Origin of the sequence: Enterovibrio norvegicus DSM 15893 (assembly GCF_900115495.1) — a bacterium.
GTDB lineage: Bacteria > Pseudomonadota > Gammaproteobacteria > Enterobacterales > Vibrionaceae > Enterovibrio > Enterovibrio norvegicus.
The window spans coordinates 51,760-73,522 of sequence record NZ_FOWR01000009.1 but is presented as its reverse complement, the minus strand read 5'-3'; the positions used below and the strand labels follow the sequence as shown (position 1 = coordinate 73,522).

Below are 21,763 nucleotides of genomic sequence, written 5' to 3'. Positions count from 1 at the left end.
AAAATATCATCGATATCATCTTGGCCTGACGCTTCATTGGCACTGAAAATATCATCGATATCATCTTGGCCTGACGCTTCAGCCGCAACAGGGGCATCGTCATCCGATAAATCAATATCTTGAGACAAGTCCACTTCAGGCTCACCCTCTAGCACCTTGTCGAACAAGGCGTCATTGAGATCGTCATCAGTCAAAATGTCATCTGGAGAATCGTCAGCGGTATTTTCTTCTGTATCAGAACCGCCAGATTGCTCAGCATTTAGCAATGCATCGATATCATCTACATCACCGTCATCGCCGCCGGCCAGTGATTGCTCCCATGCCGCCGCGAGGGCTTCATCAGGGCTGAGTTCTTTTTCTTCGTTATCAGCCATTTCATCGAGCGCACGCTCCATGTCTTCAAGGCCAATAGCGTCGTCACTGCTTGCAGCAACATTCAATTCAGAGCTCGCATCGAAGTCATCGTCGAGAGAGATGTCTGAACCTGCTTCGAACTCATCGTCTATCGACACGCCTGATTCTTCAGGTTCTTCCGACAGCTCAAGTGAATCAGACAAATTAATGTCATCCAATTCAGAATCAAACATGCTGTCGTCACCGAAGAGATCATCAGCATCAGTGTCCTCAGTTACTTCAAGCTCATCGTCTTCAAGCACTAACTCGTCGGTGTCGTCTTCGACTTCAGGCACCATGATGACATTCATGTCATCTGGCACTTCGCCGTCTAGGCCTTCTGGCTCTTCAGCATCGTCGCTTTTACGACGACGCATAATAATAAAGGCGGCCGCACCAATCACGATAAGCGCTGGAATGATGGCTACCGTTGCGAGCATCAACGGGCTATTCATTAGCGTTTCAAGGAATGAAGGCTCTTTGGTCTCCATTTTCGCTTGGCGCACGCGCTGAACCTCTAAGAACTCTTTGATTTCTCCTGTGAGTTCCTGATCAACGGTCATTTGTTCTTTTAGTGCTGACAGTTCGTTTTGAACTTCAGCCAAACGAATCTTGAGGATGTGGTTACTTTCAACCAACTTACCCATCTGCATATCAGATTCATTGATCTGATCTTGCACGCCCATCATGTCCGGTTTGGGTGGCGTCATTTTCTCGCCAGCGTCAGCCATTTTCTCTGACATTGCACCATCGGTGTCAGCCATCGCCTCTTTAGACTTGGCATCGTCCATCATCGATTTTTTGTCTTCTGCCATTGCCGTTTCTGGTGCTGGCATTGGTGCTACCGTAGGTGCTACAGGGGCTTTAGGCTTTGGCGCAGGCACTTGCTCGCTCAACGGACGACGATTCACCGTGCGTTGTGCTTCTTTTCTCGCCTGATCAATTTGAAGGCGTTGAGCAACATCATCAGTGCTTTCACGGCGAATCTCTGCCAAAGAAGGCATCACCAAGGTACTGCCCGGCATTAACCCATGAATATTGGCATCTTCAAAAGCGGACGGGTTAAGGCGAAAAATGGCACCAATGGTTTGGTACACACTGACAGACTGGTTTGGCTGGTAGCGAGAAGCAATGGACCACAGTGTGTCGCTATCGCGGGTGGGGCCCACGGCACTGCGACCTCGTGTCGACGGCGTTGCCGCACGAGACAATGGTTCAGACGTTGCTTGAGGTTGAGCCTCTTCTTGAGGACCAATGATGCGAATCGCCGATTGCACAGAAAACGTCGTAATGACGCTCAGCAACAAAGACGTAACGGCAAGCGTTTTGCCGAGATGACGGCTGATAGATGATGAAAAAAGGCTTCGCTTCATAACGTTATTAAAATCTGCGTCAGACACTGCCCGCATTCCTCTATGGCAGAAAAAATAGGCTTGATGGTTATTTCCCTAACTATATCGGAAGCCCAGCTGAAAACTGTAGTGAGAAGAGATAAAACTGTGTTTTGTGATCAAACAACCGGCAGCAGATCACTGGTGCCGGTTGTTTTTTCTTGAGTTTGCCCGTGCAAGGAATCGCAAAGGCGACGCAATTTATAGGTAATCGCGAACTAACACTTCGGCGATTTGAACGCTGTTGGTTGCTGCGCCTTTGCGCACGTTATCAGCAACAATCCATAGGTTCAGACCATTCGGGTGGCTAATATCATTGCGAACACGGCCAACCATGACATGATCTTTGCCCGTCGCGTCTTTTACCTGCGTTGGGTAATCTTCATTGGCAAACACTTCAATGCCTTCCGTACGAGACAGAATATCCATCGCTTCGGTCGCATCAAGCGGTTGCTGACATTCGATATGCACCGCTTCAGCGTGACCATAGAAAACAGGCACACGAACACACGTTGGGTTTACCGCAACGGTGTCATCACCCAAAATTTTCTGGGTTTCCCACACCATTTTCATTTCTTCTTTGGTGTAGCCGTTATCCATGAACTCATCGATGTGTGGGATGCAGTTAAACGCGATCTGCTTTTTATACAGACTTGGTTCTGCTTCTTGGCTGTTCAGTAGTTTAACGGTTTGGCCCGCCAACTCATCCACACCTTTTTTGCCTGAGCCCGACACTGATTGATATGTCGCAACATTGATGCGATCAATACCTGCAACGTCATAAATGGGTTTCAACGCCACTAACATTTGGATCGTCGAACAGTTAGGGTTCGCAATTATGTTGCGGTTGCGAAAATCAGCAATGGCTTCTGGGTTAACTTCAGGCACAACCAAAGGCACGTCATATTCATAGCGAAAACGTGAGGTGTTATCGATAACAACAACACCTTCGTCAGCTGCCATTGGCGCATAACGATCTGACAGCTCAGCACCCGCAGAAAACAAGGCGATTTGCACCTGACTCCAATCGAAGTCTTCAACATTACGCACCAGGTGGCTTTTGCCATTAAAGCGAATGGTTTCACCGGCGCTGCGCTCACTTGCTAACAAGTAAAGTTTGCGCACAGGGAATTTACGCTCTTCCAACACCTCAATAATGGTGCGACCTACAGCGCCAGTTGCACCTAATACAGCGACGTCGTATGCAACATCAAATTCTTCTGTCATGTTTATTCCTCTACGGTAAAACCTAATTTAGCGAGCGACTCTACCCCAAACGCAGCATCGCCCGCTACTGTAATCGCACTGTACTCGCGTCTGTCCCAGTAATTCTTACGCAAGCGGTCAAAGCTTGTCCGCTGCTCAGCAACGTCAGCCATTGCACGGCGGAAATCACTGTCATCACGACGAATATCATAAACAAGTTGGCAAAGTGCCATAAGATCTGCGGCATCCCACTTTTTGCTCAGACTCACATGTGGAATCGGCGCAACAGGCAACAAAGACGAGGCTTCGATGCGTTCTTCTTGGTTGCCAAGGAACTCGCAGTAAGCGTTGTAGATCATCGTGGTACCACGCGCTTTGCCCTCAAGCCCATACCCAGCAACATGCGGCGTTGCAAACGCGAGCAGAGGCAGCAATTCTAGATCGACTTCAGGTTCAAACTCGAACACATCCAACACGGCGGTCAGTTTGTCCGCTTTCAACGCTGCCTTTAGCGCATCGTTATCAACAACAGGGCCACGCGCCGCATTGATCAAAATGCTGCTTGGCTTCAAAAGTGCCAGCTCTTTTTCACCAATCAGGTGATGGGTAGGATGCTCACCGTTACGTGTGATTGGCGTGTGGGTCGTAATAACATCACATTCAGCCAATAAGGTTTGCAGCGAATGGAATTGGCGCGTGTCGCCTTCCGCGTGTTTTAGCGGGTCACACAGAAGATAAGGAATATTCAAGGCGGCTAGGCAGTTCGATAAATAACTCCCGACTTGACCAGCACCGACAATGCCAACTTTACGGTCTGTGAGTGTGAAATCTTGTTGCTGGCTTAACACGAGTAGTGAGCTGATCACGTATTCAGCAACACCGACCTTATTGCAGCCCGGTGCAGCGGTGAAACAAACGCCACGTTCGGCAAGAAGTTTGGCATCAACATGATCCGTCCCCGCCGTGGCTGTACCCACAAAGCGGAGGCGATTGGCTTTTTCTAATAACGCTTCATCAACTTTGGTGACCGAGCGAATCATCAAAGCATCAATATCAATCAGATCATCGGCGGTTAAAGTACGCCCCGCCTTGGCTGTTACAGTGCCAAGTTTACTAAACAGTTCTGCCGCGTAAGGCATGTTTTCATCAATCAGAATATTCACGTGATCTTCTCTTTCTCAGAACAACATATACCCAAGCAACCTGAAGATGCTGGATACAGGTTGCTTGGGTATATCTGTATTGTGACGGTTTTTGCGGCGACTTAAAACGAAAAAACCCGGCCGTAGCCGGGTAAAATCCAGGATCTGAAAGGTAGAGACCGGCTCTCATCGGTCAAAACCCGCGTCTGTTGTAGGCCGTAAGGCCAACGTCCCGGAAATTCGTCAGGAAAGCGAAATCGCTTAGCCTTCGTATTTTTTAATCACCAACGTCGCGTTGGTACCGCCGAAGCCAAAGCTGTTAGACATCACTGTCTTCAACTCTTGCTCACGCATTTCCGTCACGATATCCAAGCCTTCAGCAGCAGGATCGAGGTTGTCGATGTTAATGCTTGGCGCAACAAAACCATTATCCAGCATCAAGGTTGAATAAATCGCTTCGTGAACACCAGCAGCACCTAATGCGTGACCCGTCATCGCTTTGGTTGCTGAAATCGCAGGGCTGTTGTGACCAAAGACTTCTTGGATTGCACCAAGCTCTTTCACATCACCCACAGGAGTAGACGTACCGTGCGTGTTGATGTAATCGATTTGGTCAACGTCTTGCATAGCCATCTTCATACAACGGATTGCGCCTTCACCTGATGGTGCGACCATGTCGTAGCCATCAGAGGTTGCGCCATAGCCCACAACTTCACCGTAGATTTTCGCACCGCGCGCTAACGCATGCTCAAGCTCTTCGATAACCATCATGCCGCCGCCACCAGAGATAACGAAACCATCGCGGTCTGCATCATAGGTACGTGAAGCATGTTCTGGGTTGTCGTTGTACTTGGTCGACAATGCGCCCATCGCATCAAACATCATGGTCAAAGACCAATCTAGCTCTTCACCACCACCTGCAAAAACAACGTCTTGTTTGCCCAGTTGAATCAATTCAACCGCGTGGCCGATACAGTGCGCTGATGTCGCACATGCCGAGCTCATGGTGTAGTTCACACCACGAATTTTAAACGGTGTTGCCAAACAAGCAGAAACAGTCGAAGACATGGTACGAGGCACCATGTAAGGACCAACACGTTTTACGCCTTTTTCACGTAGAGTGTCTGTTGCTGCTACTTGGTTAATGGAAGATGCGCCACCAGAGCCTGCAACCAGACCTGTGCGATCATTTGAGACTTGGTCTTCAGTCAGCCCAGCGTCTTCAATAGCTTGTTCCATTGACAAATAAGCGAAGCCAGCGGCATCGCCCATAAAACGAAATTTCTTGCGATCGATATGATCGACAGGTTTGAGTTTGAGATCACCCCAAACGTTGCTGCGTAGTTTCATGTCTGCGAACTGTTGGGAAAAACTAATCCCTGATTTACCCGCTTTCAATGACTCCAGCACTTCTTTAACGTTGTTACCGATGCTGGAAACAATTCCCATACCTGTAATTACGGCTCGTTTCATTTTTTGTTCCTACAATTCGAGTTCGCACCGATGATAGCGGTTTTGCTCATCTAAAGTGGTCAGCTTTCCTAGAGTACGCGTGTACGCTGAAACTTCATTCTCGCATAGCCTGCTCCGCGAATCTGTATATTCGAAAGGATTGGCGATAGAATCCGCGACCTGAGTGCAAACAGAGTTTTAATTAAGGTAAGGCCTGTGACCCAACCCCGTATTGAACATGCCCAAATCCACTGGAATGACGCTGGCACGCCTGTGTCTGATAATTTCGATGACGTGTACTTTTCTAACGCCAATGGTTTAGAGGAAACACGCTATGTCTTCCTACATCAAAATCATCTTCCAACGCGCTGGCAACACGTCAAGCGAGATCGCTTCGTTATTGCAGAGACAGGTTTTGGTACAGGTTTAAATTTTCTTGCCGTTTGGCAAGAGTTTGCAGCATTTCGCAACCAACACCCTGATGCTAAAACCCAACAGCTGCACTTTATCAGCTTTGAGAAATTTCCTGTAACCCAAAGTGATCTCGAGAAATCCCACGCTGCATGGCCTGAACTTGCCGATTATGCAAAAGCGCTGCGTAAGCACTATCCCGCAGCCGTGTCAGGTTGCCACCGTCTCATTCTTGCTGACGGCATGGTGACGCTCGATTTGTGGTTTGGTGACATCAAAGATTGTATGCCGCAAGTGTGGACATCTGATGAAGGTATTGTTGACTGCTGGTTCCTCGATGGCTTTGCACCTAGCAAGAATCCAGACATGTGGAGCCAAAGCTTATTCGACGGCATGGCACGTCTGGCGCGCGAATCATGCACCGTTGCGACGTTTACCGCCGCAGGCTTTGTGCGTCGCGGCCTGATTGATGCCGGCTTTACCATGAAGAAAGCAAAAGGGTTTGGTACCAAGCGTGACATGCTCGTTGGTTCCATTAAGGAACGCAAACAAACGGGCCTTCAAGCACCTTGGTTTAAGCGTCTCACCCCGAAACAAGACACCTCTTCAGGCCAATCAGACATCGCCATCATTGGCGGCGGCGTCGCGAGTGCAACACTGGCATTGTCGTTGGTTCGTCGCGGCAAACAAGTCACACTCTATTGTGAACACGACAAGCCTGGACTTGCGGCCTCTGGTAACCGCCAAGGCGCGGTTTATCCCTTACTGAACGGCAATGATGACGCGCTGCCTCGTTTCTTTGCACCGGCTTTTTTGTTCTCACGTCAATTTATTGAACAAGCAGCAGAGACTGTGGCATTCGATCACGATTGGTGTGGTGTGACCCAATTGGGGTGGGATGAGAAAAGTGCAGACAAGCTGACCAAAATGTTCAAAGGCGGATTTCCTGAAACCTTGATCACTGCATTGACCAAAGAAGAAACCGCGGCGTTAACCAAGGTTGAAACCGGTCATGCGGGGGTCAGTTACCCACTCGGGGGCTGGCTATGTCCACAGCAACTGACTCAAGGACTGATTGCTAAAGCAGAAGCCACTGGCCTTATGACGAGCCACTTCAATTGTGAAATCAAGGCATTGGCGCACGATGGCACGGCGTGGCAACTAACCGCTGAAGACCGCACTTTCTCGCACCACACCGTGGTGATCGCCAACGGGCACAAATTCACACAATTTGAACAGACTGCAGCAATCCCTGCGTACTCAGTCCGTGGGCAGGTAAGCCACATCAATACCACGCCAACCCTTAAAAGGCTGAAAACTGTATTGTGTTATGACGGCTACCTGACGCCCGTTAACCCGAAGAACGACACGCATTGTATTGGCGCAAGTTACGGGCGCAATGATGCATCACAAGACTTCAAAATGGATGATCAAGCAGACAACAAACAACGTTTGATCAATTGCATTCCCGCTGACTGGCCTAACGAAATCGATACTGACCATGGCGCTGGTCGTGTAGGTGTACGTTGTGCGAGCCGAGATCATTTGCCATACGTGGGGGATGTTTGTAACTATGCACGCCTCATAGAGCAATACAGCACGCTGCGTGATAACAAAGACAACGCTGCTGATGTGCCTGTTTATCCAAACCTCTACAGTATGCTGGCATTGGGTTCTCGCGGCCTCACGTCTGCGCCTATCGTAGGCGAATTGATGGCATCTCAGCTTAGCGGACACCCGCTTCCGCTGCCTCTAGACGTGCTGAATGCACTGCACCCGGGCCGCATGTGGGTGCGAAAATTGCTGAAAGGAAAAGCGCTCTAACTCGTGTTTGACCCTATTTTTGCTGGCGATACGTCGTTTAGCCCAGCATTGCAGACACAAAAAAGGCGCTTAATGCGCCTTTTCTCATTGGATCATGTGCGGGTTCTATGTCCGCCGATGAACGCTCAGCTCGCTTTCTTTTGCAATGATGACCACAAGTTAGCCACCAGCACTTGGTCGCTCGGGGTCAGCTCATTGGCATTGTCTTTCAAGCTGCCATCAACGCGAACCTTCAAGGCATCCAAATCTTCAATCCCGTCTTGTTCACAGTCAGCTGCTGCGAGAGATATATGACCACGCAGATAACCACTGGCGAACAACTCATCATCTGTCGCGGTATCTACCATGGCATCAATCAGGTCGAGGATTTTTTCTTCGTATTCTTGAATCATATTGTCTCTCAGGCGTCAAAATCGGATGCAGTCAAAGGAGGCTGATTATAAAACGTTCTCAGTGCGTCTGAATAGGCCTTTGCACGCGATGGCATGCCATCACGCAAATACACCAGCACTTGCTCACGCACTTTTGCGGTAAACCCAGCGCGGTCTGATTCAGCGCCACTTAAGTTATCGCAGCTAACTTGGAAACGAAAACCACAGCTTGCAGACAGGATCCACTCAACCGCCTGTGGCTTCACTTCTACTTTTTCAAATTCCGCTTGCGTTGCTTCATCGCGGCCATCAGGGTGATACCAGTAGCCATAGTCTTCCAATAAGCGACGTTCATCACCCGCAATGCACCAATGCGCCACTTCATGCATCGCGGAAGCGTAAAAGCCTCGTGCAAAAATGATGCGATGTTTTGGGTGTTGCGCATCCGCAGGGTAATAAATAGGCTCATCCCCACCGAGTAATAATTCAGTGTTGAAGGAATCAATAAACGTTTGATTAAAAACGTGGATTAGGTCGTTATAGTCGTGTTGCATCGTGATAAATGTGAACAATCAGTTACAGCAAATTAAGTCGGGCGGCATTGTACCTGCCAAAACAGGTCTTGTCGTTGCAATAATGGCCTAAAACGCCCGTTTCACACCCAAAAAGCATGAATCTAATTCATGCGTGAGTTCACAGCTTTTCATTGGATTGAGAAAGCTGTCACACCTACAATCGCGCCATATTCTCCTTTAAACGCATCTTATTGAATAAGCATCATGTTGTTGTCTACGTTGTACATTGTCGGTATCACCGCGGAAGCCATGACGGGCGCACTGTCTGCGGGTCGCAGAAATATGGATTGGTTTGGCGTCATGTTGGTTGCAAGCGCTACTGCGATCGGCGGCGGCACGGTGCGTGACATTTTATTGGGTCATTATCCTTTAGGTTGGGTCGCTAACCCGCACTATCTCGTCATCGTTTGTGTCGCTGGTATCGTCACCACATGGCTTGCCTCATGGGTTGCTCGTAACCACAAACTGTTCGTTTGGCTTGATTCCCTCGGCTTGATTGCGTTTAGCATAATTGGTTGTCGTGTCGGCATGGACATGGGCTTGTCCCCGTTGATTTGTGTGGTATCTGCGCTGGTAACAGGTGTCTTTGGTGGTTTACTGCGTGATCTCATCTGTCGCCAGCAGCCTATGGTGTTGCACAAAGAGCTTTATGCATCTGTCGCGTTTTTAGCGGGCTGGGTTTACTGGGCGCTCATCACGCACGGCGGACAATTTGGCATCAGCGAAAACACCGCAACCTTGTCGACCCTGGTGTTGGGTTTCACCTTCCGCATGGCAGCGGTGAAATTCAGTTGGCGCTTGCCGGTGTTTAGCTTTGCGGAAGAAGAACCAAAGGTCCTTGGAAAAGAAGGGCCTAGGTCTTAGAAAAAGCGACCAATACGAAAAGGGCTGGCAGTTTACACTGCCAGCCCTTTTCGTTTTAGAAAGCCCCAAGAGTCTCGCACCTGGGGCCTTTCTGTTAGATTTTAGGTGTTGTGGTTGTCACACCCGAGTTTTGAGCACGGTGGCGAAGCAAGTGATCCATCAAAACGATAGCAACCATGGCTTCTGCAATCGGCACAGCACGAATACCTACACAAGGATCATGACGACCACGGGTAATCACATCCACAGTTTCACCATCCACATTGATAGTTTCACCAGGGATGGTAATGCTCGACGTTGGCTTCAACGCAAGGTGTGCAACAATGTCTTGGCCAGAAGAAATACCGCCCAATACACCGCCGGAGTGATTCGTTTTAAAGCCTTCTGGCGTCAGCGCATCACGGTGTTCACTGCCGCGTTGATTCACAACATCAAAGCCATCGCCCACTTCCACGCCTTTCACAGCGTTAATGCCCATTAATGCGTAAGCAATATCTGCATCTAAGCGGTCGAATACTGGCTCACCTAAACCAACAGGCACGTTGTTCGCAACGACCGTCAGTTTCGCACCAATGGAATCGCCTTCTTTTTTAAGCTGACGGATAAGCTCGTCTAGCGCGTCTAATTTGTTCACGTCAGGGCAGAAGAACGGGTTTTGTTCCACTTGATCCCAATCAACCTGTTCGACTTTTACATCACCCATTTGTGACAGGTAGCAACGCACTTCAATGCCGTATTCTTGCTTGAGGTATTTCTTTGCAATTGCACCCGCAGCAACACGCATCGCGGTTTCGCGTGCAGACGAACGACCACCACCACGGTAATCACGAACACCGTATTTTTGGTGATATGTGTAATCGGCGTGGCCTGGGCGAAAACGGTCTTTGATTTTTGAGTAATCTTGCGAGCGCTGATCGGTATTTTCGATGATCATACCAATCGACGTACCTGTCGTTTGGCCTTCAAAAACACCAGAAAGGAATTTCACTTCGTCGGCTTCGCGACGCTGTGTTGTGTACTTCGACGTGCCTGGGCGGCGACGGTCTAGGTCAACTTGAAGATCGGCTTCTGTAATTTCAAGCCCTGGCGGACAACCATCCACAATACAGCCCAACGCCAATCCATGACTTTCACCAAAGGTGGTTACCCTAAAAACTTGACCAATTGTATTGCCTGCCATTACTTCCTCTGTCTTCTTACTGACTGCATGTGTTTCGTCATTCCTGCATAGCAGTTAATGAAACATAACCGCGCATCAGAAGCAAAAGCTTTTTATCGCCGTCGCGGTCAACTCGCCGTGTAAAAGGCAGCGTTTGATGAAATGTCGATAAATTGGCACATAAAAACAAAAAAGGCTGAAACCTGTTGTTTTCAGCCTTTTTGTCTATATGCGGTCAACGCCGTTTGAATCAGTCTTTATAGAGAGCAAACTCGTCAGCAACACTCACCAAATCTTGGTAAGTCATCATGAACACGCCATGGCCGCCGTTCTCAAATTCTAGCCAAGTCAGCGGCAATTCTGGATATTGCTCATCAACGTGGATCATCGAGTTACCCACTTCACAGATCAGCACACCCTGCTCGGTAAGGTAATCTGGTGCATTCGCAATAATGCGGCGCATCAGTTTCAAGCCATCACTGCCTGCTGCCAAGCCCAATTCTGGCTCGTGGCGGAATTCTTCAGGCAAGGAGCCCATGTCTTCTTCATCCACATACGGCGGATTCGACACGATCAGGTCGTATTTATCTTTTGGCAAATCACGGAACAAATCAGAACGCAGAGGGAAAACTTGCTGCTCCATACCGTGATCTTGAATGTTGATTTCAGCCACTGCCAGCGCATCTGTTGAGATATCCACCAAGTCAACTTCTGCATCCGGGAAGGCGTATGCACACGCAATACCGATACAACCGCTGCCTGTGCACAAATCCATGATGCGTGTTGGTTCAACAGACAACATAGGCTCGAAGCGATTTTCAATCAGTTCACCGATTGGCGAACGAGGCACAAGAACGCGTTCGTCCACGAAAAACTCAAGGCCGAAGAAATACGCTTTGTTGGTTAAGTAAGCCACTGGCGTACGCTCGTTAATACGACGAACAACACGCTCAACAATGCGGTGACGCTCACTGGTAGTGAGGCGTGAATGACGCGTTTCTGCTGGTACATCAATAGGCAGGTAAAGGGTTGGCAACACCAGTTGCACTGCTTCATCCCATGCGTTGTCCGTTCCGTGACCGTAAAACAATCCTGCCGCGTTAAAGCGACTTACCGTCCAACGTAGCATGTCTTGCAGCGTACGTAGTTCGTTGACAACTTCATCAACAATAATCTTGTCCAAAATGGCCTCCACTAGCCTATATCGCCTTCACCCACCACAAGCCCGCGCTGTGTGTTGAGACAATTCCAAATCCGACAGCGAGACATTAAGCACTTTTCGGGTACAATGCGCCTATCGATATTTGGAATTGATTTATGAGTAAGAAAACCCCGATCTCAGACGACGATTTTTCGGCGTTCCGCGATGCGGTGAAAGGCGTTAAAAAACTGCAGCAGGATACCATAAACCCGCCAAGACGCCAGACAGCCGCGCAATCTAAAGCGAAGCTTTCCGATTCTTCCGCACGTGACCATTCGTTTTATTTTTCTGACGAATTTGAACCACTGCTGAAAGAAGAAGGCCCAACGCAATACGCACGTTTCGGGGTCTCTAAATATGAAGTGAAGCGCCTTCGTCGCGGCGTCTATGTACCCGACATGTTCTTAGATCTTCACGGGATGACACAACTGGAAGCCAAGCGTGAACTCGGCGCGTTGATTGCCGCATGTATTAAAGATTGCGTGAGCTGCGCGTGTGTGATGCACGGCATCGGCAAACACATCCTTAAACAGAAAACGCCCCTATGGCTGGCACAACACCCAGACGTGTTGGCATTCCATCAAGCCCCCTTAGAGTTTGGTGGAGCGGGCGCATTGTTGGTGTTGATTGAAATTCCAGAGCGCTAATCGCTTACTGACCCAACGCCAAGCTATATAGAGACGCAAAAACAAACACAAAAAAACGCCCAATCGGGCGTTTTTTACTGCGTTTAAAACCATTTCTTAAGGCTGACTAACCATTCATCACTTGAGACGGTGTTTTTAGCCAAAGTACATTACTCTTGTCGGTCTCAACATCATATTCCACGCAAGACATCGATGATGTAGGGAACATAGGTGGTTGCATGCCTGGCGACCACTCTGCGGTTAAATACCCTACAAGCGGCAAGTGAGAGACCACCAGCACCGAATCAGGCTTATCAACCGCGATAAGCGCACGTAAATATGCTGCGACGTCTTCACTGTCACCGTATGGCGTGATGCCTTCATCTGTCAGCACTTTGGTTGCTGCAGGTAAAAGCTTCTCACAGGCTTGCCATGTTTGCTGCGCACGGATGTAAGGGCTCACGAGCACGATATCTAACGTGCCTGTTGGTAACTGCCCTGCAAGCCATTTCGCCATGGCTGCAGATTGGTGTTCCCCCAACTCAGTGAGTTGACGTTCTTCATCACTGGCAGCGAAGGCATGAGCCTCGCCATGGCGCATAATGTAAATGTGCATATTTATACTGCTGGTTTCTGCAATTTCGTTAATGCTATCAGTCTCTACGGCATTCGGGAACGATAAAGCGCACAGATGTTTGCCTCAATGTACTTCGCTGGTCATAATTAAGACCTTGCCCCTACCAGTGAAGGTGCCTTGTGCAAATAAGTCCCAACGATCATCGTGCTTACCGACACATCACTCTCGACAATAAATTACGGATATTATTGATCGAAGATGTGCAAGCACCACGCAGCGCTGCTGCCCTAACCGTGAATGTTGGACACTTCTGCGATCCCGCCGATCGCGAAGGCCTGGCGCATTTCCTCGAGCACATGCTGTTTCTAGGCACAGAGCGCTACCCTGTTGTTGGAGAGTTCCAATCTTTCATTAGCCGCAACGGTGGCAGCAACAATGCATGGACAGGTACCGAGAACACCTCTTTCTTTTTCGATATTCAGCATGATTACTTCGATGAAGCATTGGATAGATTCGGGCAGTTTTTCTCCGCACCGCTGTTCAATGCCGATGCTGTCGATAAAGAACGCAACGCCGTTGATTCCGAATACAAGCTCAAGCTGCAAGACGATGTGCGTCGTATCTACCAAGTGCAGAAAGAGACCATCAACCCCGAACACCCTTTTTCGAAATTCTCGGTCGGCAGTGCTGACACCCTCGCCGATCGCGAAGGCAATACAGTGCGTGATGAACTGATCGCCTTTTACAAAAAACATTACAGCGCCAATTTGATGACAGCCTCCATCACTGGCCCTTTCACGCTAGATTCGCTGGAAGTATTGGCGCGTGACGTATTCGAAGATATCCCCAATTTAGATCTCGCGCCTTTCATCCCAGACGTTCCGTTTGTCACCAAGGCGCAGACAAAGCAATTCATCACCATTGAACCCTTGAAGGATGTGCGCAAGCTGACCATGGCTTTCTCGCTGCCTGAAACAGACAAACACTATCGCATCAAGCCCCTGTCTTACATTGCACACTTACTGGGGTACGAAGGCTCTGGCAGCGTGATGTCGATGCTGAAAAGCAAAGGCTACATCAACAACCTGTCTGCTGGTGGCGGGATCAGTGGATCCAATTTCCGCGAATTCACCGTCAGTGTCAGTTTGACTGAAATCGGCTTGAGCAAAATCGACGCCATCGTCATGTATATCTTCCAAGCGATTAACCTCATCAAAGAGCAAGGGTTGAACGATTGGCGCTATGCAGAAAAACGCGCCGTGCAGGAAATGGCGTTTCGCTATCAAGAGCCTTCCCGACCGCTAGACACCGTTAGCCATATGGTGTTGAACCTTCAGCACTACGCGACAGACGATACGCTCTATGGCGATTATATGATGCAAGGGTTTGATGAAGCCTTGATTCGGGAGATGCTCAATTACTTGTCGCCTGAACACATGCGACTGACTTTGATTGCGAAAGGCGGAAAGCACGACCGACAAGCAAATTGGTATGACACCCCTTACAGCGTCAAGCCCATTACCGAGAGCCAGCTTGAAAAATGGCACTCAGCACTGATCTCCAGCACCTTAACCCTGCCGGAAACCAACCCTTATATCAGTTATGATCTTGACCCTATTGAACTCGAAGCCCCAGACACCCAGCAACCTGAGAAGATTCAGGAGCTGCCCGGCTTTTGTTTGTGGCATTTGCAGGACACAGAATACCGCGTCCCCAAAGGGGTCGTTTACGTGGCTATCGACAGCCCACATGCTGTCGAATCCGTTGAGAACATCGTGAAAACACGCGTCAGTGTTGAGATGCTCTTAGAGGCCATCAACGAAATTGCCTACCCCGCAGAAGTGGCCGGATTAAATTACAACCTGTATGCGCACCAAGGCGGTGTCACGCTTAAGCTCAGTGGATTCAACGAAAAGCTGCCACTGCTGATGAATTTAGTTTTGGAGAAATTCGCCCATCGCGATTTCAAACCAGAACGTTTCGACATCATCAAAACGCAGTTACTGAGAAGCTGGAAGAACGCCACGCAGAACAAGCCCATTAGTCGCTTATACAATGCGATGACGGGCATTTTACAGCCGAACAACCCGACGTATGAGCAAATGATTGACGCGCTCATTCCGTTGCAGGTTTCTGAACTTCCGGACTTTGTCCAATCAGTCATGTCTGAGCTGCATGTCGAAATGTTTGTGTATGGCAATTGGCAGAAACAACAAACCTTGGCACTGGCAGACACCATCAAAGATGCACTGCGCGTTCACAATCAACGCTATCAAGAATCCACACGCCCGCTTGTTCTTTTGAACAACGTCGGCAGTGCGTCTTATCATCTCGATTGTGAAAGCCAAGATTCCGCAGTATTGGTGTATTACCAAAGCCATGGCACAGAAGCGGAAGATGTGGCCATGCACACCTTCGCGCAGCACCTCATGTCAGCGATATTCTTCAATGAATTGCGCACCAAGCAACAACTCGGGTACATGGTTGGGTCGGGCAACATGCCGCTCAACCGCCACCCAGGATTGATTTTTTATGTGCAGTCGCCACAAGCTGGGCCAACCAAGCTGATGGAAGCGATTGATGATTTCCTCAATGCGTTCTTCCTGGTGTTGATGGAACTTAGCGAAGCGCAATGGCAAGCCAGCAAACAAGGCTTGATTGCACAAATTGAAGAGCCAGATGCCAACTTGCGCGCGCGTGCTCAGCGACTTTGGATCAGTATTGGCAACAAGGACGGTACGTTTTCTCAGCGTCGTCGTGTTGCCGAAGAAATTCGTCAAATGAGTCGCGCTGAAATGATTAAATTCGTTGTCGATAAGCTCAAGCCGCGTACCGCTGATAGGTTAGTGATGCACAGTTGTGGCGGCGCACATCAAGGGCAATGCTTCCCAGAAGAAACGCACGAAATTGATTCGATTACCGCCTTCCGTCGCAACCGATTAGAACGGCCGTAAAGACCTGATGAGTGATACGAAAAAGCCCCGACTTCCGGGGCTTTTTGTTATTTAGCAGATAGTGTGTCGCGCCCTACTCGAAGAAACGTTTCTCTTCTGCCGCCATCGCTTTCAGCAATGGACACGGCGCAAAACGCTCACCAAATTTGGCATGATGTTGTTCTAACAATTCCACCAAACGCTTTGTACCGATCTGATCCATATAGCGGAATGGGCCACCCAAGAATGGCGGGAAGCCGATACCAAACACCGCACCAATGTCGCCATCACGCGCGGACTTCACCACGCCTTCATCCAGACATTGCGCCGCTTCATTCAGCATCATCAACACACAACGCTGCGCCAGTTCATGACCGTTTAGCTGATTCTTGGGTTCAACACCTAGTAAGCCATAGACGCGCTTATCGACTTCTTTTTTCTTACCATTGTACTGGTAGAAACCTTTGCCGCTCTTGCGCCCTTTACGGCCGTCATTCAGCATCACATCGAATACGTCTGGTGCACGGAATCGCTCACCCAACTCGTTCAGCAATATTGGACTGATCTTCGCACCGATATCGATGCCGACTTCATCCAGCAAGGTCACAGGCCCCACAGGGAAGCCGAAATCAAGCAATGCATTGTCGATATGCTCAATGGTTTCACCTGAGAGCAAGGTCATCGCCGCTTCATTCATGTAGGGCGCGAGAATGCGGTTTACATAAAAACCCGCTTTATCCGCCACAACAATCGGTGTTTTGCCCTGCTTCTTCGCCAGTTTCACCACCGTTGCAACGGCTTTTTCAGAGGTGCCAGCGTGAGGAATGACTTCCACCAGCGGCATTTTATCGACAGGACTAAAGTAATGCAGACCAACAATGTTCTCTGGTCGTGCAGCACCTTCCGCTATCTGATGGATAGGCAGTGACGAGGTGTTGGTAGCGAAAATTGTGTTCTCACCCAACGCGCCTTCAACTTCGGCAACCATCTTGTGTTTCAGCTCAAGATCTTCAAACACCGCTTCAATGACAACGTTTGTGCGGCTCATACCGCTGTAATCCGTTGAACCACTGATGCGTGCCATTTGCTCTTGAAGCTGCGCTTTTGAAATAATGCGGCGCTTACGCTTTTTCTCTAGCAGCTTGTAGCTGTAGTTCATGGCGTTGAGCAGGCCATCATTGCTGACATCTTTCACACGCACCGGCACGTTTGCCTTCGTCGCAGAAACATTCGCAATGCCCGCGCCCATCAAACCGCCACCTAGCACAGTAACGCCCGTGACCTTCTCAGGCTCTGCATCTGCACCAGTTTCTTTTTTCATTGCCGTGGTTGCAAAGAACAGGCTACGAAGCGCCGCCGATTCCGTGCTCATGACCAACTGGCCGAAATGCTTCGCTTCGCGAGCCAGGCCTTTTTCAATGCCTTTGTCGAGACCGTATTTAATGGTGTCGAGAATCGCTTCCGTCGCAGGGTAATTTCCGCGGGTTTTCTCACGCGTTTTCTTCGCAGCTTGATCGAAAACCACGGTGCGACCCAACGCATTGCCGCCCATCGCCCAGCTCTGCCAGCTGTTCGTGCGCTTTGGCTTACTCTTGAGGGCCAACTCTTCCGCCACTTGCAGCAACACTGAATGTGGCACGCAGTCATCAACCACGCCCATTTTCTTCGCTTTCTTACCACGAAGCTGTTTGCCGGTCAGGATCATGTCTAGTGAACCCGCCACACCAATTAAACGCGGCAGGCGTTGTGTGCCGCCCGAACCTGGTAATAGACCTAGTTGTACTTCTGGTAAACCAATACGGGTTTTGTCGTCATCAGTCGCGACGCGGCTATGACAGCCCAGCGCCAGCTCCAAGCCACCGCCCAAACAAGGACCATGAATGGCGGCAACGACGTGAAATGGCAGCGCTTCAAGGCGAGAGAACAGCTTCTGCCCTTGCTCTGCAATGGCCTGTGCATCTTCTGCGGTTTTACAAGCATCCAGCATACGAACATCCGCACCTGCCACAAAGTTGTCAGGTTTCGCTGAATGCAGTACGAGGCCTTTCACATCAGACTTCCCTTCCAGCTCCGTTAAAATCTCACTGATTTCATCGGCAAAGGTCGCCTGAAGCGTGTTCATGCTTTCGCCCGGCACGTCTATCGCCAGCCAAGCAATCCCATTATCCGCATAGCGCAGTGAAAATGCTGACGGTGTAGATGGGGTTTCCGTCGATTCTGGTGCGGACGTATTTGTCGTTTGTTCGCTCATTATTCTGCCTCCAAAATCATCGCTGCGCCAAGTCCACCAGCCGCACAGGCTGTATTCAATGCCAAACCACCGCCACGACGACGAAGCTCGTTCAAGGTTTGAGTGATCATGCGTGCGCCTGTGGCTGCAAATGGGTGACCATAAGCAATAGAACCACCAAGCACGTTAAATTTGTCCATGTCGATCTCACCAATCGCTTGGCTGCGTCCGAGCTTCTGCTCTGCAAACGTTTTAGAGCCAAACATTTTCACGTTCGCCAACGCTTGTGCCGCAAAGGCTTCGTGCATGTCGATCAGGGTTAAGTCAGACAAGGTAATGCCGGCGCGATCAAGTGCCATCGGTGTGGCGTAAGACGGCCCCATCAGCATGTCGTGTTCAACTTGAATCGCAGCAAAGGCGTAAGAGCGAATGTAACCCAATGGCTCCAGACCCAATTCCTTTGCTCGGCCTTCGCGCATCAACATCACTGCGGCAGCGCCATCCGTCAATGGTGTGGCATTGGCTGCTGTCACTGAGCCATGTTTACGGTCAAACGCAGGACGCAATTTGGCGTAACCTTCTAAGGTCGAGTCTTCACGTACGTTGTTATCTTTATCAATCCACGCACGGTAAGGTTCAGGGAAAGCAGTCATGACTTCATCACGCACCAAACCATCCGCCCAAGCTTTCGCCGCCAAGGTATGAGAACGGTGCGCCAATGCATCTTGCTCTTTACGGCTGATTTGATGGCTCTTTGCCATTTGTTCCGCCGTTTGTCCCATGCTCAAGCCTGTTGAATATTCAGCAACTGCTGGCGGAACAGGTGCAAGATCTGAAAGCGATAGCTTGCTCAGAAGCTTAAGGCGCTTACTCATGGTTTTTGCTTTGCTGAGCGCAAGCAAGGTTGCCGCGAGGTGCTTCGACACACCGATCGGCAAGACAGAAGAAGAATCCGCACCGCCAGCAATACCGATATCGACAGTGCCAGACATGATGCTCTCCGTGACATTCACGACAGATTGAAAGCTGGTCGCACAGGCACGGGAGACACTGTAAGCGTCAGTGTGAATGTTCATGCCCGTACCCAGCACGATTTCACGCGCAATATTGGGCGCTTCTGGCATTTGCACAACTTGCCCGAAAACAAGTTGGTCAATCAACTTGGGGTCAATGGCAGTACGATTCAGCATTTCGCTAACGACCATTTTGCCGAGGTCGACGGCCGGGACATCGGCATAGGCTGTAGACTGTCGCGCGAAAGGCGTTCGAAGCCCTGCGACAACCGCGATACGTTCACCTTGACGCGTAGTCAGGTTCTGGGGAGAGTTCATTGCTGCTCCTTGCATGAATTAGAGGTCAGACCAGAAAAGTGTAACCAATTTGTTATTAAATTAAAACGTCCGTTTTAAATTGTTCTTCAGTCTGGGATCACAGGCAAAAAAAAACCACACCGAATGGGTGTGGTAACGTATGTGGAAAGCAATCACGTAGAATTCAATTAACGTAAAGCCAATTGCAAATCAGGTATAAAACCTGAGGAGAAAGTAAAGTCAGCCTTCAAAAAAGGAAGTTGTCATCTTGCTCAACACGGTGTCGCACATTCACGGGCCGGTAAACCAACGGGTCTATCAATGCGCTACCAGATGACAGTGCTTACTATACCCATCAAGCGTCGCGTCTTTTTGAAGCAGATCAATGTTTGGTTCAATTCTTCATCAGCACAAAAACAAAAGAATTGTCATTACCATTGCCCTGTAACGCTTCCTGCCAAACGAGGCCTTTCCACTCGAACATTTCCCCTATCAAAATATACGCATCTATACACATAGCTCCAGTTGAGAGATTTCCGTACCACTAACAATGCATTTCAATCAATTGCTCTCAAAATACACAATCTCACTGTTAGAATATTTAACACCGAGAAGAACAAGGATAAATTGACAGAAAAAACTACACTTACATCGTCAATGAATCATGCTCGCAAGCTACAGCGTCATCCTCATCGTCACCTAATGGCTGTCTTTAATTGCGAAATAACAAAGAGCTAAGGATAGTCTGAATGGTTTTGAAAAAACTTCGAAATAAAACCGAAGATACGCAGGTCTCTACTGATATGGAAAAACAAAGACGATACGAAGCGCTCGTGAGAGCTTGGCACAGGGATCTCTATCGCTACGCATATTGGCTTACCAAAGACCAACATGTGGCGGAAGATTTGGTACAAGAAACTTGTCTACGTGCTTGGCGATCGCTCGATAGCCTTCAAGATGATAATGCGGCGAAAGCATGGCTAATCACCATTCTCCGTCGAGAAAACGCACGCCGATTCGAACGTAAGCAGTTAGAATTGGTTGATATTGACGATCATCAAGTAGCAGACAATACCCAGCCGAGCGAAGAAGCGTCGGTAGAGCAGCAGTGGCTGCATAAACAAATTATGCGTCTTGCCCCCGAATACCGTGAACCATTAGTGCTTCAGGTCATGGCAGGATTCAGCGGCGAAGAAATTGCAGATATATTGGACTTGAACAAAAACACTGTGATGACTCGTCTTTTTCGAGCGCGCAATCAATTAAAAGAGTTCATGGATACTCAAAACACCCCACAAAGAGGAGCGCAAAATGGACGATCTTGAATTTCGTCGCCGTCTTCTCGCCGACCCCCAAGACCAGGATCCTGAGTTGCTTGATGCCAAGCGTAGCTCAACCGCAAACCAGAGCCTTGCTTCAGAGCTAGAGCAATTAGATGCGATGATCGATCAGGCATTGAGAGTTGACGTGCCAGACGACCTAGTCGATAAAGTATTGTTTAAGCAAACCAGCGATGTTGTTCGAGAAAAGCGCCAACCCAAGTTTCACTTGGCCATTGCCGCGTCCATTGCGTTTGTATTTGGCATCATGCTTGGTCAGTTTAATTGGTCGAACTTACCTGTTTTGCCAGGTGACCAAAGCCTAGGGCAAATTGCGCTTCAGCATTACTACCATGAAGAAGGTTTCGCGCTCGCTGCTAACGAAGGTGCAAGCCTCCAACAGGTGAATGCAAAGCTTGCACCTTTAGGCAACACCTTTAGCGGGAATTTACCCGGCCAAGTCGCTTACTTGAACCATTGCAGCTTTGACGATCAGCATGCTGTACACATGGTGCTAAAAGCAGAGAATGGCGAAGATTTCACAGTCTTTGTCGTGCCGCAAAAATCGCCAGCAATGGAAACGTTTAGCGACGGTAATATGGAAGCCATTTCGCTACCGGCAAACAACAGCAGCGTGATTGTTGTGGGTGAAGAAGGGTCAAACATTCTTCCTCTCGCTGAGTCTCTGAAAAAGCATTTGAATCAAAAAGCATAAACTAGGCAGACTTTGCGATAAAACATTCATTTACACAAAAAGGGAGAAGCACCTGCTTCTCCCT

Annotated in this window: 17 protein-coding genes; 6 read left to right on the top strand and 11 right to left on the bottom strand. The window is 49.2% G+C overall.

Annotated features, from left to right (window positions below; genetic code table 11):
• The 4 genes from BM082_RS07500 to fabB all read right to left on the bottom strand — a co-directional run.
• Positions 1 to 1,802: FimV/HubP family polar landmark protein (locus BM082_RS07500; RefSeq protein WP_280138440.1), on the bottom strand; the 1,802-nt coding region annotated here is incomplete at its 3' end.
• Between the two features lie 183 nt (positions 1,803 to 1,985).
• Complete coding sequence (locus BM082_RS07495; protein WP_017008755.1) at positions 1,986 to 3,011, bottom strand: aspartate-semialdehyde dehydrogenase; 1,026 nt, start codon at positions 3,009 to 3,011, stop codon at positions 1,986 to 1,988.
• Between the two features lie 2 nt (positions 3,012 to 3,013).
• The gene (locus BM082_RS07490; RefSeq protein WP_074926256.1) at positions 3,014 to 4,153 is read right to left on the bottom strand and encodes a 4-phosphoerythronate dehydrogenase; all 1,140 of its coding nucleotides are present in this window, start codon (positions 4,151 to 4,153) and stop codon (positions 3,014 to 3,016) included.
• A gap of 240 nt (positions 4,154 to 4,393) precedes the next feature.
• Entirely contained in the window at positions 4,394 to 5,605 is a 1,212-nt protein-coding gene (gene fabB / locus BM082_RS07485; protein ID WP_017014181.1) for a beta-ketoacyl-ACP synthase I, read from the bottom strand.
• A 195-nt stretch (positions 5,606 to 5,800) separates the two neighbouring features.
• Between fabB and mnmC the strand changes: the two genes are divergently transcribed.
• Positions 5,801 to 7,819 (top strand): bifunctional tRNA (5-methylaminomethyl-2-thiouridine)(34)-methyltransferase MnmC2/FAD-dependent 5-carboxymethylaminomethyl-2-thiouridine(34) oxidoreductase MnmC1, encoded by a 2,019-nt coding sequence (gene mnmC / locus BM082_RS07480; protein WP_074926252.1) that lies wholly within the window; start codon positions 5,801 to 5,803, stop codon positions 7,817 to 7,819.
• 125 nt (positions 7,820 to 7,944) lie between these two features.
• Here mnmC and BM082_RS07475 read toward each other — a convergent pair whose 3' ends face one another.
• Both BM082_RS07475 and BM082_RS07470 read right to left on the bottom strand, forming a co-directional pair.
• A complete protein-coding gene (locus BM082_RS07475) occupies positions 7,945 to 8,211 on the bottom strand; it encodes a YfcL family protein (protein WP_017014183.1) in 267 nt (88 codons plus the stop codon).
• Between the two features lie 8 nt (positions 8,212 to 8,219).
• A complete protein-coding gene (locus tag BM082_RS07470; protein ID WP_074926249.1) occupies positions 8,220 to 8,744 on the bottom strand; it encodes an elongation factor P hydroxylase in 525 nt (174 codons plus the stop codon).
• A gap of 225 nt (positions 8,745 to 8,969) precedes the next feature.
• Between BM082_RS07470 and BM082_RS07465 the strand changes: the two genes are divergently transcribed.
• Entirely contained in the window at positions 8,970 to 9,629 is a 660-nt protein-coding gene (locus BM082_RS07465; RefSeq protein ID WP_017016076.1) for a trimeric intracellular cation channel family protein, read from the top strand.
• A 94-nt stretch (positions 9,630 to 9,723) separates the two neighbouring features.
• On the opposite strand, the gene aroC is transcribed toward BM082_RS07465, so the two are convergent.
• Together aroC and prmB are read right to left on the bottom strand one after the other, a co-directional pair.
• Entirely contained in the window at positions 9,724 to 10,809 is a 1,086-nt protein-coding gene (gene aroC, locus BM082_RS07460; RefSeq protein WP_017009412.1) for a chorismate synthase, read from the bottom strand.
• A gap of 229 nt (positions 10,810 to 11,038) precedes the next feature.
• The gene (gene prmB / locus BM082_RS07455; protein ID WP_074926420.1) at positions 11,039 to 11,971 is read right to left on the bottom strand and encodes a 50S ribosomal protein L3 N(5)-glutamine methyltransferase; all 933 of its coding nucleotides are present in this window, start codon (positions 11,969 to 11,971) and stop codon (positions 11,039 to 11,041) included.
• 134 nt (positions 11,972 to 12,105) lie between these two features.
• On the opposite strand from prmB, the gene smrB reads away from it, so the two are divergent.
• Positions 12,106 to 12,636 carry an endonuclease SmrB gene (smrB, locus tag BM082_RS07450; RefSeq protein WP_074926244.1) on the top strand — a complete coding sequence of 177 codons (531 nt, stop codon included), beginning with the start codon at positions 12,106 to 12,108 and terminating at the stop codon, positions 12,634 to 12,636.
• A 106-nt stretch (positions 12,637 to 12,742) separates the two neighbouring features.
• Here smrB and sixA read toward each other — a convergent pair whose 3' ends face one another.
• Positions 12,743 to 13,231 (bottom strand): phosphohistidine phosphatase SixA, encoded by a 489-nt coding sequence (gene sixA, locus BM082_RS07445; protein WP_074926240.1) that lies wholly within the window; start codon positions 13,229 to 13,231, stop codon positions 12,743 to 12,745.
• A gap of 140 nt (positions 13,232 to 13,371) precedes the next feature.
• On the opposite strand from sixA, the gene BM082_RS07440 reads away from it, so the two are divergent.
• Positions 13,372 to 16,146: an insulinase family protein gene (locus tag BM082_RS07440; RefSeq protein WP_026025071.1), complete on the top strand. Its 2,775-nt coding sequence runs from the start codon at positions 13,372 to 13,374 to the stop codon at positions 16,144 to 16,146.
• A gap of 73 nt (positions 16,147 to 16,219) precedes the next feature.
• Here BM082_RS07440 and fadJ read toward each other — a convergent pair whose 3' ends face one another.
• Both fadJ and fadI read right to left on the bottom strand, forming a co-directional pair.
• Positions 16,220 to 18,376, bottom strand: a complete 2,157-nt coding sequence (gene fadJ, locus BM082_RS07435; protein WP_017009407.1) for a fatty acid oxidation complex subunit alpha FadJ — start codon at positions 18,374 to 18,376, stop codon at positions 16,220 to 16,222.
• Entirely contained in the window at positions 18,376 to 19,686 is a 1,311-nt protein-coding gene (fadI, locus tag BM082_RS07430) for an acetyl-CoA C-acyltransferase FadI (RefSeq protein WP_017014189.1), read from the bottom strand. The genes fadJ and fadI overlap by 1 nt, the downstream gene beginning before the upstream one ends.
• A 728-nt stretch (positions 19,687 to 20,414) precedes the next feature.
• On the opposite strand from fadI, the gene BM082_RS07425 reads away from it, so the two are divergent.
• Both BM082_RS07425 and BM082_RS07420 read left to right on the top strand, forming a co-directional pair.
• On the top strand, positions 20,415 to 20,990 hold the full coding sequence (locus tag BM082_RS07425; RefSeq protein WP_074926237.1) for a sigma-70 family RNA polymerase sigma factor: 576 nt from the start codon (positions 20,415 to 20,417) through the stop codon (positions 20,988 to 20,990).
• Positions 20,977 to 21,699 carry a DUF3379 family protein gene (locus BM082_RS07420; RefSeq protein WP_017009403.1) on the top strand — a complete coding sequence of 241 codons (723 nt, stop codon included), beginning with the start codon at positions 20,977 to 20,979 and terminating at the stop codon, positions 21,697 to 21,699. Before BM082_RS07425 ends, BM082_RS07420 begins: the two co-directional genes overlap by 14 nt.
• Positions 21,700 to 21,763: the final 64 nt, after the last annotated feature.

Excerpts from the sequence above, each read along its gene's own strand:
- BM082_RS07495 (WP_017008755.1), bottom strand. The coding sequence starts at position 3,011 with ATGACAGAAGAATTTGATGTTGCATACGACGTCGCTGTATTAGGTGCA.
- sixA (WP_074926240.1), bottom strand. The coding sequence starts at position 13,231 with ATGCACATTTACATTATGCGCCATGGCGAGGCTCATGCCTTCGCTGCC.
- fabB (WP_017014181.1), bottom strand. The coding sequence starts at position 5,605 with ATGAAACGAGCCGTAATTACAGGTATGGGAATTGTTTCCAGCATCGGT.
- BM082_RS07470 (WP_074926249.1), bottom strand. The coding sequence starts at position 8,744 with ATGCAACACGACTATAACGACCTAATCCACGTTTTTAATCAAACGTTT.
- aroC (WP_017009412.1), bottom strand. The coding sequence starts at position 10,809 with ATGGCAGGCAATACAATTGGTCAAGTTTTTAGGGTAACCACCTTTGGT.
- smrB (WP_074926244.1), top strand. The coding sequence starts at position 12,106 with ATGAGTAAGAAAACCCCGATCTCAGACGACGATTTTTCGGCGTTCCGC.
- BM082_RS07420 (WP_017009403.1), top strand. The coding sequence starts at position 20,977 with ATGGACGATCTTGAATTTCGTCGCCGTCTTCTCGCCGACCCCCAAGAC.
- BM082_RS07425 (WP_074926237.1), top strand. The coding sequence starts at position 20,415 with ATGGTTTTGAAAAAACTTCGAAATAAAACCGAAGATACGCAGGTCTCT.
- fadI (WP_017014189.1), bottom strand. The coding sequence starts at position 19,686 with ATGAACTCTCCCCAGAACCTGACTACGCGTCAAGGTGAACGTATCGCG.
- BM082_RS07475 (WP_017014183.1), bottom strand. The coding sequence starts at position 8,211 with ATGATTCAAGAATACGAAGAAAAAATCCTCGACCTGATTGATGCCATG.
- fadJ (WP_017009407.1), bottom strand. The coding sequence starts at position 18,376 with ATGAGCGAACAAACGACAAATACGTCCGCACCAGAATCGACGGAAACC.
- BM082_RS07465 (WP_017016076.1), top strand. The coding sequence starts at position 8,970 with ATGTTGTTGTCTACGTTGTACATTGTCGGTATCACCGCGGAAGCCATG.